This is a genomic window from Mesorhizobium sp. M0184 (assembly GCF_040322215.1).
Classification (GTDB): domain Bacteria; phylum Pseudomonadota; class Alphaproteobacteria; order Rhizobiales; family Rhizobiaceae; genus Mesorhizobium.
In genome coordinates this window covers 34,008-46,810 of record NZ_JAMYSZ010000016.1, presented here as the reverse complement: position 1 = coordinate 46,810, position 12,803 = coordinate 34,008, and the positions used below count along the sequence as shown (strand labels likewise).

Below are 12,803 nucleotides of genomic sequence, written 5' to 3'. Positions count from 1 at the left end.
CTTCGGCGACATCTCCCCCCTCAAGGAGGGAGATTCGCCAGCCTGTTCACTGTTATCAAACCTTCATCGTTTCGAAATGTGCCTGAAACATTGAAGCTGGAGCTTGGCGGCGACGTTCAATGCCATCCAGGAGACAGCCATGAACAAGATTTCGATGACGCGGCGCGCTTTCGTCATGTCGGCCAGCGCCGTTGGCCTGGTCGGCGCCTCGGGCCTCGCCCTTCCCTATTACTCGCGCGCCAATCAGCGCCCGGCGTTCACCCATGGCATCCAATCCGGCGACGTCGACGCCACCAGCGGCATGGTCTGGACACGCACCGACCGGCCGTCGCGCGTCATGTTCGAGGTGTCGCCGACCGAAAGCTTCACCAATGCCGTCCGCCTGGCGCCGCTCGATACCTCGCCGGCCAGCGATTATACGGTGAAGCGGCTGCTTACCGATCTCGCCTCCGACCAGGACATCTTCTACCGCATGGTCGCGGCCGATCTTGCCGACATCAACGCCGTTTCCGAGCCGGTCGTCGGCCGCTTCCGTACGGCACCTGCCTCGAAGCGCGACATTCGCTTTGCCTGGTCGGGCGACACCGCCGGCCAAGGCTGGGGCATCGACGAGACCGGCATGAAGACCTACGCCACCATTGCCAAGCACACGCCCGACTTCTTCCTGCATTCGGGCGATACGATCTATGCCGATGGTGCGATGAAGGACGAGGTCGACCTGCCCAACGGCGGCAAGTGGAAAAACAAAGTGCTGATCGACGAGAAGCGCAAGGTTGCCGAGACGCTGGACGAATACCGGGCGCAGTGGAAATACAACATGATGGACAGGCATGTGCTGGCGCTCAGCGCCATCTGTCCGACCTTCTATCAGTGGGATGACCACGAGGTGCTGAACAACTGGTCGGACTCGAAGGACCTGAGCGCCGACGATCGCTACACTGAAAAATCCATCCATGTGCTGGCGGCACGTGCGGCACGCGCCTTCCACGAAATGACGACGATCCGTTACGAGCCGTCGGAGCCCGGCCGCGTCTACCGCAAGATCGCCTATGGTCCGCTGCTCGACGTGTTCTTCCTCGACATGCGTTCCTACCGCGGCCCCAACGGTCCAGATATGCAGGAGACGATGACGCCGCAATCGCGCATCCTCGGTGAACAGCAGATCAAGTGGCTGAAGCGTGAACTGGCGAATTCCAACGCAACCTGGAAAATCATCGCCGCCGACATGCCGCTCGGCCTCGTCGTCTGGAACGACGGCACCAAGAAGGTAGGGGCCGAGGCGGTCAGCAATGGCGACAATGGCCCGGCCAAAGGGCGTGAGCTGGAAATTGCCGACCTTCTTCGCTATATAAAGAATGCGGGTATCAGCAACACTGTCTGGCTCACCGCAGACGTGCATTACACAGCCGCGCATTACTACAATCCGGACAAGGCACAGTTCCAGGACTTCAATCCGTTTTGGGAATTCGTTTCGGGTCCGATCCATTCCGGCACGTTCGGGCCTAATGGTTTCGATATGACATTCGGCCCGGAGCTGAAGTTCATAAAGGCACCAACTGCCGAACAGGGTCAAAACCTGGCGCCTTCGGCCGGCCTGCAGTTCTTCGGGCTCGTCGAAATCGATGGCGCCACCGAGCAGTTGACGGTGCGGCTGATGGATCGCGACGACAGCGAGCTCTACAAGGTCACGCTCGATCCGGTGCGGTCGGCGTGAGCGACGGCGCCACTACCCTCGGGCCAGCCCGAGGGTAGGACGTATATCAATCGGGATAGCAGACGACGGGAATGTTGGGCCAGACGGCGCTGTCGCATCCGGCATTTTGCTGCCGCTGCTTGAAGGCGGCGCTGACCGGCCCGGTCACCACCGGATCGACGCCATCGGGAGCATCGGCAAAAAGCTGCTCCGCCGACGGCTTGTCGGACGGCAAAGCAGACCGCGTCTCCTTGAACGACGCCGCCGACTGCGCCGCGCCGGCCGCGAGGAGGACGGCGAGCGCGGTACATGCCAAAATCGGCCGGAGTTTGATGCCTATCTCGATCATGAAATTCGAACTGTCCGGACCATGAAAGGTTCCGCCTTGGTTAATAATTCCACTTCACACCAAGACATTTAAGATTTGGTGACTTTATTTGGTGGCTCGCCTCCTCTTTCGCAATTGCGAAAAACCCTGTATGAGCCGCCCAACCGAAAGAGGCAGCGCCTTTTGGCCTGCTGCCTGCAACGCTCCCGAGACCGAAACATGAAAATCCGCAATATCGCGATCATCGCGCACGTCGACCATGGAAAAACCACCCTCGTCGACCAGCTTCTGAAACAGTCCGGCTCGTTCCGCGACAACCAGCGCGTCGCCGAGCGCGCCATGGATTCGAACGACCTCGAAAAGGAACGCGGCATCACCATCCTGGCCAAGGCGACCTCGGTCGACTGGAAGGACACCCGCATCAACATCGTCGACACGCCCGGCCACGCCGACTTCGGCGGCGAGGTCGAGCGCATTCTGTCGATGGTGGATTCGGCCATCGTGCTGGTCGACGCCGCCGAGGGGCCGATGCCGCAGACCAAATTCGTGGTCGGCAAGGCGCTCAAGGTTGGACTGAAGCCGATCGTCGTCATCAACAAGATCGACCGGCCCGATGCCCGCCACGTCGAAGTGGTCAACGAGGTGTTCGATCTTTTTGCAGCACTTGACGCTACCGACGAGCAGCTCGACTTCCCTATCCTTTACGGTTCAGGCCGCGACGGCTGGGTCTCGGAAAACCCCGAAGGTCCGAAGGACCAGGCTCTGGCGCCGCTGTTCGACCTCGTCATCAAGCACGTGCCGGCGCCGACCGTTCATCCCGGCCCGTTCCGCATGATCGGCACCATCCTGGAAGCCAATCCGTTCCTCGGCCGCATCATCACCGGCCGTATCGAATCCGGCACGCTGAAATCCAACCAGGCGGTCAAGGTGCTGCACCATGACGGCACCCAGGTCGAAACCGGCCGAATCTCGAAAATCCTTGCTTTCCGCGGGCTCGAGCGCCAGCCCATTGACGAGGCGCAGGCGGGCGACATCGTCGCTATTGCCGGCCTGTCGAAGGGCACCGTCGCCGACACCTTCTGCGACCCGTCGGTGACAGAACCGCTGCATGCGCAGCCGATCGATCCGCCGACCGTGACGATGTCGTTCCTGGTCAATGATTCCCCTCTGGCCGGCACCGAAGGCGACAAGGTGACCAGCCGCGTCATCCGCGACCGCCTGCTGCGCGAGGCCGAAGGCAATGTCGCGCTGAAGATCGAGGAATCGCCGGACAAGGATTCGTTCTTCGTCTCCGGTCGCGGCGAATTGCAGCTGGCCGTGCTGATCGAGACGATGCGCCGCGAAGGTTTTGAGATCGCCGTGTCGCGGCCGCGCGTCGTCATGCAGAAGGGCGACAGCGGCGAATTGCTGGAGCCGGTCGAGGAAGTCGTCATCGACGTCGACGAGGAGCATGCCGGCGTCGTCGTGCAGAAGATGTCGGAGCGCAAGGCCGAGATGGTCGAGCTTCGCCCTTCGGGCGGCAATCGCCAGCGCATCGTCTTCCACGCACCGACGCGCGGGTTGATCGGCTACCAGTCGGAACTGTTGACCGACACGCGCGGCACCGCTGTGATGAACCGGCTGTTCCATGCCTATGAACCTTACAAGGGTGAGCTGCCGGGCCGTACCAACGGCGTGCTGATCTCCAACGAACAGGGTGAATCGGTGGCGTACGCCATGTGGAACCTGGAAGACCGCGGCCCGATGGTCATCGACCCCGGCGTCAAGGTCTATCAGGGCATGATCATCGGCATCCATTCCAGGGACAACGACCTCGAAGTCAACGTGCTCAAGGGCAAGAAGCTGACCAACATCCGCGCCGCCGGCAAGGACGAGGCGGTGAAGCTGACACCGCCGATCCGCATGACGCTGGAACGCGCGCTGGCCTGGATCCAGGACGACGAGCTGGTCGAAGTGACGCCGAAGACCATCCGCCTGCGCAAGCTCTATCTCGATCCGAACGAGCGCAAGCGTTTTGAGAAGTCGGCGAAAGTGGTCGGCGCGGCATAAGAGCTTTTATTCTGGGCGGAATGGAGGGGCGAAACACGCGTTCCTTCCCGCTGAGCGGACACGGCTTGTCGCCAGAAGGAATGTGGCGCCGGCCGCTCAGTGTCTCTTCAGGGGACTACAGCGGAGTCGTCGCAATACCATGATATTTTCGCTCTCTCCTTCTTTGTCACGGTAGTTTAGCTGTGGGTAAAGGCGGGGAAACGGGTGTGGGAAATGCCGTTCTGGCTTTCGTCCGGAGCCTTATGCAAGATGACATGCGGCGAAGGCTCGTTGCTCACAAGAATCTTGTTGGATTTGGCAATGCAGTATTGCCAGCGATCGAGCACGAACTTGCAAGGATCGATCTAGGCAAGGTTTCCCATCACGAAATCGCAACGCTTGTGGCGGGCCTCGCTACTGCTCTGCACGATATCAACGAAGACGCATCCCGACGATATATGTCGGCTTCGCTCGCAAGACCGATAACTCCCCTCATGCGAGCTGCGCTCCGCAGCATCGTCCGCTGTACAATGGACGACTGGCGGCGGTCTTCGGTCGGCGGCATCATTGTTCTGGAGCATGGCAAGCTCGACAGTCGCTTTGAAGCCTCTCGGCACGTTGGCCGCTGGCTCGCAAATGTACCTGAAGCCGATCTGGTTGGCATTTCGCGAATCTACATAATCCCGGAACCTCCCGAGCCCGAATTCGCAGGTACCTACCTCCAGGCGGTATCGGTCATCGAGATTGTCTGGCGACGCCCATCCGAGCACAGGATTGGGAACGTAGTTCGGAGATTCATGATCGAGAAAACGCTCTATCATGAGGTAGGACACCACGCGCTGCAGCATGTCGAATCTGGACAGGATCCTGATCAGGAACGGCAGGCAGACCGTTACGCATGGAAAATGATGCGCAAGGCACATCCCAATCTATCGATGCTTACTCTTCCCTTGCGATTCCTTGGCGCGTTTCACCGAAGGAAAAATGCCAAGGATTTGGAAACAGCTTAGGATTGCGTTTCGGGAAATCGGCGAAAGTGGTCGGCGCGGCGCAAGTTTCTTTCTTGTAGTCTACAACAACGAGGGAAGGGAGCAGTCGTGTGCTCCCTTCCCTCGTTGTTTCATCCGCCGGCAGCCGAGATGATGGCTTCCCGGTCGGGCTCGCCGACGAGATAGACGCGGATCGTCGTTCCCGCTCGAGCCGGCTTGCGCAAGGCTTTGCCCCCGTCCGGACCAATGACCAGCAATCGCTTCTCTTTCCAAACCTGAAGCCGCGATCGCGAGACACCGAGTTCGTTGGCGAGCAACCGGTCGAGCCGCAGCGCTGTCGGCATTTCGAGCCAGAGCTGAAGTTCGAGCGCGCTGGTATTTTCCGGCCTGTCCCCGAGCACCTGCTTATGAACGATGGCTTCGGGAAACTCCTCGACGCGCCCGATCCTGCTTCGCAATGCGGCAACATCGAAAGCATGGCGCCGCGCCAGGACCGGATTATTGCTTTCGAGCGCCTGCAATATTGTCGGTTCGATATCGCGGCGGCTGCAGCGCTCCAGAATGCCGAAATTCCAGGAATTGTCGCAGTCGATGCAGCGGTAGATCAACCAGGCGTCAATGCGCTTGCCGTTGGCATTGACCCGGAATTTGCCGCTGCAGCGATAGGCTTTCAGGCCGCCGCAGCGATTGCAGTTGAGGTGAGGTCGAGGTGCGGTCTTGGGTGTGATCGCCCAGCGGATACGCAGTATCGAAGGCATGCCGAAAAGCCCTTCCCGTCGGGAAGTTCGTCAGATCGGCGATATCGAGAACCCATGCGGGCACGGCGTGGCGAGAGACTGCGGCAGTTGGAAATCAGGTGTCGCGGGTGGTTATGCGCGACAGCGGTTCAGCAGTGCCAAACCGGTCTCGAACCGCCACCCGAGGAACACATGATGTGAAAACAGGCATCGCGACTGCGACGCCCTGCTCTGTGTTGGGGGAGTTGACGAGACCGGCGGTTACGTAGGCAAAGTGAAGCTCGAAATGATGTCGGGACGACATTTCTAGCCGCGAGGTGCCTGGCCGACAAGCCTTCTTTCCGTGGACGCTACTGTCGTCGGACCAGTTGGGTTATGTTGAACGACCCAAACATTTCAAACGGGATCCGCGTCATGCATTTCACATCGCTTCTGATTTTTGCCGGCGCCCTGCTTGTTGCCGCCGGCTCGCCCGGCCCATCGATCGCCGCTCTTGTGGCGCGGGTCATCGCAAAAGGGTTTCGCGACGTGTTCCCGTTCCTGCTTGCGATGTGGATCGGCGAAGCGATCTGGCTGTCGCTGGCGGTGTTTGGCCTCGCCGTGGTGGCGCAGACGTTCCATTTTGCCTTTGTCGTCGTGAAATGGGTTGGCGTTGCTTATCTCGCCTGGCTGGCCTGGAAGATGTGGACGGCGCCGGTCGAGGCAAAAGAAGGTTCGCTGCCGCGCGAAGATTCGCCCGTCAAGCTGTTCTTTGCCGGCATGGCGGTGACGCTCGGCAACCCGAAGATCATGATGTTCTACCTGGCGCTGCTGCCGACCATCATCGACCTCGGTTCGGTCAGCATGATCGGCTGGGTCGAGCTGACCGCGACCATGGCCGTTGTCCTGGTCGCTATCGATTTGACCTGGGTGCTCGCCGCATCACAGGCGCGCAAGCTGCTCAAAAGCAAGCGGGCGATGAAGATCGCCAACCGCGTCAGCGCCGGAACCATGGCCGGCGCTGCGGCGGCTATCGCGGCGCGGTCCTGAGCCGGCGCGTCAACCCATTTCGATTATCGGCGCAATCTCGACGCTGAAACCCGGGTCCGTCAGGATAGGACAATCCTTGGCTTTGCCGACGGCATCGTCGATGTCTTTCGCTTCGATGATGGTGTAACCGGCGGTCGGATTGCTACCGCCATTGTTCTCGACCTTGCCGCCGGGCAGCAGGGTCTTCGACATGCCGACTGGATTGCCACCGTCGACCACGGCTGAGCCAAGCTTGCCGTACCAGCCGTTCCAGGCATCCATCGCTGCCTTCCGTTCGGCCTCCTCGGTCGGCATCTTGCCCGAGCCGTGATAGACGTAGAGAAATTTCGCCATGTTCTCCTCCTTTGATCGGCGGCATCGAACCGGCATGCGGTCATGCCGCATGCCGATCATCGGACCAAACCGGCAAACAAGCAACGAGAATGCGAAGTAGCTAATATAATATGCTGTTGGCTCGCAACGGCGGTGCCCTATCGCGCCATCGCGTGGTATTCATCGTTCGGCCGCATGTCGATTGCCGATGCCAGCCGGTTCGACATGTTGAAGAACGCTGCGGTCGAGGCGACGTCCCAGATGTCGCGGTCGGAAAAGCCGACTTGCCGCAACGCCGCCCGGTCCGCTTCGACGATCTTTGCCGGCTGCCCGGTCAGCTTCACCGCGAATTCGAGCATGGCGCGTTGCCTGTCCGACAGCTCGGCGGCGCGAAAATTCATCACCATCATCTCGCCGAAGGCCGGGTCGCCGGAAAGCTGGCGCACCGCCGCGCCATGCGCGACCAGGCAATAGTAGCAATGGTTGACCGACGAGACGGCCACCGCGATCATCTCGCGCTCGAGTTTCGACAGGCCGGATTCACCCAGCATCAAATCATTGTACATGTCGGTGAAAGCGCGCAGCTTCTTCTCGTCGAAGGCATAGGCGAGCAGCACATTGGGAACGAGGCCGAGCTTCTCCCGGCACTTGGCGAAATAGGCCTTGGTCGCGTCGCTCAACTCCGCCGGTGCCAGGTCAAGCGCGGTAATTTTCTCCGTCATGGCGGATTTCTCCTCGTTTTCGCCAGGCTGCCGGTGAATTCCGACATTTCGTCGCAAGCCGTCAAACCTTTGTCGCCAAATACCCGTCATCTGTTAGCATAGCCGCAAAAACATGTGACGGGAGGGACTCATGGCCAGCGTAAAGTCAGCGAGCCGGTTGAAAAAAGCCGGCGTGACGAGGGGTGAAGCCGCGGGTGGCGAAAAGCCCGGCAGGCTTGCCGACTACCTGCTGGCCCGAGCTCCGGCCGAAGATGTCGCCGCCTACGACGTCATCGATCTCGAACGCGCTGCCGAACTCGCCGGCCGCGCAGTGGCCAGGCACAAGAAGGACGACTGCGTCGTTGCCATAGACGTCGATTCCGGTGTCGTCCGCCAGGGCCGGCCGATGACGGTGATCACCGTCGTCAACGACAACATGCCGTTCCTGTTCGATTCCGTCCTCGGCGAGATTACAGAAAGCGCCGGCGAGCCGCTGCTGGTTACCCATCCGGTCATAGTCGTCAGGCACGGCAAGAACGGCGTCGAGGAAATCCTCGGCGATGGCGGTTATGCCAAGGGCGACCACAGTCATGACCGACTGAGCGTCATCCATGTCCATATCGGCCGCCTTTCGGCCGAGCAGGCCGAAGGCCTGGCCGCACGCCTGACCAAGCTGCTCGGCCAGGTGCGAGCCGCCGTCACCGACTGGAAGCCGATGCTTGCCCGCCTCGACCAGGCGATCTCGGAATTCCGCTACTCGCCAGTGCCGCTCGACAAGGCCCATGTCACCGAGGCGATCGCCTTCCTCGAATGGCTGCGCGACGACAATTTCACCTTTCTCGGCATGCGCGAATTCAACTACACTGGCGGCGAGACGAGCGGCATGCTCGAGCGCGCCGAAAAGCCCGGCCTCGGCATCCTTTCCGATCCCGACGTGCTGGTGCTCAGGCGCGGCACCGAAGCGGTGAGCACGACGCCGGAAATCCGTGCCTTCCTGCATGGGCCGGAACCGCTGATCGTCACCAAGGCCAACGCCAAGTCATCGGTGCACCGCCGCATCTACCTCGACTACATTGGCGTCAAGACCTACACCGGCAAAGGCGTGCTTTCAGGCGAGCTCCGTATCGTCGGCCTGTTCACCTCGACTGCCTATACGCGCTCGGTGATGAAAATCCCCTACCTGCGCTCGAAGGCGGAAACCGTCATTGCCAAATCCGGCTTCAATCCAAGCGACCATTCCGGCAAAGCTTTGATCAACGTCCTGGAGAGCTATCCGCGCGACGAGCTGTTCCAGGTTTCGGTGCCGATCCTGCGCAAGCATGCCGAAGCCATACTGGGCTTGATCGAGCGACCGCGCGTCAGGGCATTGGTGCGTGTCGACCAGTTCGACCGCTTCGTCTCCGTGCTCGTCTTCGTGCCCCGCGACCGCTACGACAGCGTCGTGCGCGAGAAGATCGGCACCTATCTGAAGACCGTCTTCGAAGGCCGGCTGTCGGCATATTATCCGGCCTTCCCGGAAGGCGGGCTGGCGCGCGTCCATTTCATCATCGGCCGCTCCGGCGGCAAGACGCCGAAGGTCGAGCAGGCGACGATCGAGGCGGCGATCCGCGACATCGTACGGACCTGGGACGATGCACTGCGCGAGACCGCGACAGAGACCGGCGCCGATGCGAGACTCACGGCCATCGCCTCGCGTTTTTCGGAAAGTTATCGCGACAGTTTTCCGCCGGCCGTGGCGCTGGCCGACGCCGGGCGCATCGCCAAGCTCGATGCGTCAAATCCGATCGCCATCGACTATTACCGTCACACCGTCCAGAAGCCGCATCAGGCGGCGCTGAAGATCTATCACCATGGCAGCCCGGTGGCGCTGTCGCGGCGCGTGCCCGTGCTGGAAAACATCGGTTTCCGCGTCATCAGCGAGCGCACATTCGAGGTCGGCGACATTCAATCCGGCATGATCAATAGTGATCAGCCCGGCATGGTCTTCATCCACGACATGGAACTCGAGAACAGCTACGGCAGGCCGATCGACCTCGGCAATGGCGGCGCGCTGTTCGAGGATGCGTTCCTTTCCGTCTGGCGCGGCGATGTCGACAATGACGGCTATAACGGCCTTGCCCAGACCGCCGGCCTGTGGTCGGGCGAGATCACCGTCCTGCGCGCCTATGGCCGCTATCTGCAGCAGGCCGGCATCCCGCAGAGCCAGGATTTCATCGCCGCCGCACTCAACCGTTATCCCGAGATCGCCCGCGGCCTGCATGCGCTGTTTGTCGCCCGCCTCAGCCCGACGGCCGAGACGGAAGGCGTCGTTCAGGCCAAACATCTGAAAGCCAAGATCACGGATGCGCTGGAAGACGTTCCCAACATTGACGACGACACCATCATCCGCCGTTATCTGAATCTGATCGAAGCCTCGCTGCGCACCAATCATTTCGTTGCCGATACGAAACGGAAAGGCCAATCGCTGGCGATCAAGCTCGATTCGCAATCGGTCGACGGGCTGCCGGCGCCGCGGCCATGGCGGGAGATCTTCGTCTACGGCTCCGAGGTCGAGGGTGTGCATCTGCGCTTCGGCCCGGTCGCGCGCGGCGGCCTGCGCTGGTCGGACCGTGCGCAGGACTATCGCACCGAGGTGCTCGGCCTGGTCAAGGCACAGCAGGTCAAGAATGCGGTGATCGTGCCGGTTGGCGCCAAGGGCGGCTTCTACCCGAAAAAGCTGCCGATGAGCGCCGGGCGCGACGCAATTTTCGAGGCCGGCACGGCCGCCTACAAGAATTACGTTTCCAGCCTGTTGTCGATCACCGACAATATCGGGCTGGACGGCGTCATCCCGCCAGCCGGCGTCGTGCGGCGCGATCAGGATGATCCGTATTTCGTCGTCGCCGCGGACAAGGGCACGGCGACCTTCTCGGACATCGCCAACGCCATCAGCGAAAGGCACGGCTTCTGGCTCGACGACGCTTTCGCCAGCGGCGGTTCGGCCGGCTACGACCACAAGAAGATGGGCATCACCGCCAAGGGCGCCTGGGAAGCGGTCAAGCGGCATTTCCGCGAGATGAACCGCGACATCCAAACCACGCCGTTCACCGTCGTCGGCGTTGGCGACATGTCGGGCGACGTGTTCGGCAACGGCATGCTGCTGTCGGAGCAGACCCGGCTGATCGCCGCCTTCGATCATCGCGACATCTTCATCGATCCCAATCCCGACATGGCGGCTTCGATGGCCGAGCGCCGGCGTATGTTCGCTCTCGCCCGCTCAAGCTGGCAGGATTACGACAAGACGAAGCTGTCCGAAGGCGGCATCATCGTCTCGCGCAGCCAGAAGTCGATCACCTTGCCGGCCGCCGCGGCCGCAGCTATCGGCCTCGGCAAGACAACGGCCACGCCGGTCGAGATCATGAGTGCCATCCTCAAGGCGCCGGCAGATCTTTTGTGGTTCGGCGGCATCGGCACCTATGTCAGGGCATCGGGCGAGACCAACCAGGACGTCGGCGACCGTGCCAATGACGCGATCCGCATCACCGCGCTCGACCTGCGTGCCAAGGTCATCGGTGAAGGCGCCAATCTCGGCGTCACGCAGCGGGCGCGCATCGAATTCGGATTGAATGGCGGCCGCTGCAACTCAGATGCGATCGACAATTCGGGCGGCGTGAACTGCTCAGACGTCGAGGTCAACATCAAGATCGCGCTGGCTTCCGCCATGCGGAAGGGATCGCTGACGCGGCCGTCGCGCAACAAATTGCTGGCCGAGATGACCGACGAGGTCAGCGCCCTGGTGCTGTCCAACAATTACCAGCAGACGCTGGCGCTGTCCCTTGCTCGCAAGCGCGGCCTTGCCGACATTGCCCATCAGAGCCGCTTCATGGAGGCGCTCGAGGCGCGCGGGCTGCTCGACCGTGCCGTCGAGACGCTGCCGTCGCCGGCGGCTCTTTCCCCCCGCGAACCCCGCGGCGAGCCGCTCACCCGGGCCGAGCTCGGCGTGCTGCTTGCCTATGCCAAGATCGTGCTGTTTTCCGATATCGTCGCCAGCGACGTGCCGGACGATCCGCATTTCGACCGCGACCTGATGGGTTACTTTCCCGACCGCATGGCAAAGAAATATGCGGCGGAAATCCACGGCCATCGCCTGCGCCGCGAGATCATCGCCCGTGTCGTCGCCAATGATCTGGTCAATCGCGGCGGCCCGTCCTTCGTCAACAGGCTGCAGGAAGCGACCGGGCGCAGTGCCGCCGATGTCGTGCGCACCTTCGCCGTGGTGCGGGATGGCTTTGCACTGCCGGCGCTCTATCGCCAGATCGATGCACTCGATAACCAGATCGACGGGCAGATCCAGCTCGACCTCTATCAGGCGGTCAGCCGGCTGATCTATGTGACCAGCGGCTGGTACCTGAAGAACGATGCCGACACTGCACTGCTCGGGCAGCGGATTGCCGAGTTGCAGGATGCGCGCAAGGCGCTGGAGCCGAAGCTCGTTTCGCTGCTGCCGGCCTTCTCGCGCGAGCGGATCGAGGAGCGGCGGCACAGCCTGTCGAAGGGCGGCGCGCCCGAGAGCCTTGCCGAGCAACTGGCGTTGACCGATGTGGCGGAACTCATCCCCGACATAGCGCTGACGGCGCGGACGGCAAATGCCGGCATCGTCGCTGCCGCCAAGGCGTTTTTTGCAGTCAGCGATGTCTTCCGCATCCCGCGCGTCGAAGATGCGGCGCGCTCGATCACGCCCTCGGATTATTACGATCAACTGGCGCTTTCCCGCGCCACCGACACGATCGGCGCGGCCAGGCGCGGCATCGCGGTGGCGGCGCTGACCGGCCATGCCGAGGCGGCGGATCCGGTGTCGGCATGGTTGGAGGCCGGCGGCGAACGGGTCGGACGCATCCGCGAGCGGTTGCAGGCGCTGACCGAGGGCGGCGACATCACCGTGTCGCGGCTGTCGGTGGCATCCGGCCTGATGAGTGATCTGACGCAGCTGTGAGACGTCTTCCATAT

General features: G+C 61.8%; 9 protein-coding genes. 5 read left to right on the top strand and 4 right to left on the bottom strand.

What is annotated here, in order from left to right; translation table 11 throughout:
- The first annotated feature begins 139 nt into the window (after positions 1–139).
- Positions 140–1,714: an alkaline phosphatase D family protein gene (locus tag NKJ23_RS20090; protein WP_352681823.1), complete on the top strand. Its 1,575-nt coding sequence runs from the start codon at positions 140–142 to the stop codon at positions 1,712–1,714.
- A 46-nt stretch (positions 1,715–1,760) separates the two neighbouring features.
- Here NKJ23_RS20090 and NKJ23_RS20085 read toward each other — a convergent pair whose 3' ends face one another.
- Positions 1,761–2,042 (bottom strand): hypothetical protein, encoded by a 282-nt coding sequence (locus tag NKJ23_RS20085; protein WP_352451242.1) that lies wholly within the window; start codon positions 2,040–2,042, stop codon positions 1,761–1,763.
- Between the two features lie 198 nt (positions 2,043–2,240).
- Here NKJ23_RS20085 and typA point away from each other — a divergent pair, with 198 nt between their 5' ends.
- Together typA and NKJ23_RS20075 are read left to right on the top strand one after the other, a co-directional pair.
- Positions 2,241–4,070, top strand: coding sequence for a translational GTPase TypA (typA, locus tag NKJ23_RS20080; RefSeq protein ID WP_023678130.1), 1,830 nt, complete (start codon positions 2,241–2,243; stop codon positions 4,068–4,070).
- 242 nt (positions 4,071–4,312) lie between these two features.
- Positions 4,313–5,059, top strand: a complete 747-nt coding sequence (locus tag NKJ23_RS20075) for a M48 family metalloprotease (RefSeq protein WP_352681821.1) — start codon at positions 4,313–4,315, stop codon at positions 5,057–5,059.
- 110 nt (positions 5,060–5,169) lie between these two features.
- Here the strand turns inward: NKJ23_RS20075 and NKJ23_RS20070 are convergent, their stop codons facing one another.
- Complete coding sequence (locus NKJ23_RS20070; RefSeq protein ID WP_352681819.1) at positions 5,170–5,796, bottom strand: DUF1062 domain-containing protein; 627 nt, start codon at positions 5,794–5,796, stop codon at positions 5,170–5,172.
- A 393-nt stretch (positions 5,797–6,189) separates the two neighbouring features.
- Here NKJ23_RS20070 and NKJ23_RS20065 point away from each other — a divergent pair, with 393 nt between their 5' ends.
- On the top strand, positions 6,190–6,804 hold the full coding sequence (locus tag NKJ23_RS20065) for a LysE family translocator (protein ID WP_352681817.1): 615 nt from the start codon (positions 6,190–6,192) through the stop codon (positions 6,802–6,804).
- A gap of 9 nt (positions 6,805–6,813) precedes the next feature.
- On the opposite strand, the gene NKJ23_RS20060 is transcribed toward NKJ23_RS20065, so the two are convergent.
- Positions 6,814–7,137, bottom strand: coding sequence for a YciI family protein (locus tag NKJ23_RS20060; protein ID WP_023678126.1), 324 nt, complete (start codon positions 7,135–7,137; stop codon positions 6,814–6,816).
- A 137-nt stretch (positions 7,138–7,274) separates the two neighbouring features.
- On the bottom strand, positions 7,275–7,838 hold the full coding sequence (locus NKJ23_RS20055; protein ID WP_352681815.1) for a peroxidase-related enzyme: 564 nt from the start codon (positions 7,836–7,838) through the stop codon (positions 7,275–7,277).
- A 130-nt stretch (positions 7,839–7,968) separates the two neighbouring features.
- Between NKJ23_RS20055 and NKJ23_RS20050 the strand changes: the two genes are divergently transcribed.
- Entirely contained in the window at positions 7,969–12,789 is a 4,821-nt protein-coding gene (locus NKJ23_RS20050; protein WP_352681813.1) for an NAD-glutamate dehydrogenase, read from the top strand.
- Positions 12,790–12,803: the final 14 nt, after the last annotated feature.

Bases quoted from the DNA above. Each gene is read 5' to 3' on its own strand.
- NKJ23_RS20090 (WP_352681823.1), top strand. From the start codon at position 140: ATGAACAAGATTTCGATGACGCGGCGCGCTTTCGTCATGTCGGCCAGC.
- NKJ23_RS20085 (WP_352451242.1), bottom strand. From the start codon at position 2,042: ATGATCGAGATAGGCATCAAACTCCGGCCGATTTTGGCATGTACCGCG.
- typA (WP_023678130.1), top strand. From the start codon at position 2,241: ATGAAAATCCGCAATATCGCGATCATCGCGCACGTCGACCATGGAAAA.
- NKJ23_RS20075 (WP_352681821.1), top strand. From the start codon at position 4,313: ATGCAAGATGACATGCGGCGAAGGCTCGTTGCTCACAAGAATCTTGTT.
- NKJ23_RS20070 (WP_352681819.1), bottom strand. From the start codon at position 5,796: ATGCCTTCGATACTGCGTATCCGCTGGGCGATCACACCCAAGACCGCA.
- NKJ23_RS20065 (WP_352681817.1), top strand. From the start codon at position 6,190: ATGCATTTCACATCGCTTCTGATTTTTGCCGGCGCCCTGCTTGTTGCC.
- NKJ23_RS20060 (WP_023678126.1), bottom strand. From the start codon at position 7,137: ATGGCGAAATTTCTCTACGTCTATCACGGCTCGGGCAAGATGCCGACC.
- NKJ23_RS20055 (WP_352681815.1), bottom strand. From the start codon at position 7,838: ATGACGGAGAAAATTACCGCGCTTGACCTGGCACCGGCGGAGTTGAGC.
- NKJ23_RS20050 (WP_352681813.1), top strand. From the start codon at position 7,969: ATGGCCAGCGTAAAGTCAGCGAGCCGGTTGAAAAAAGCCGGCGTGACG.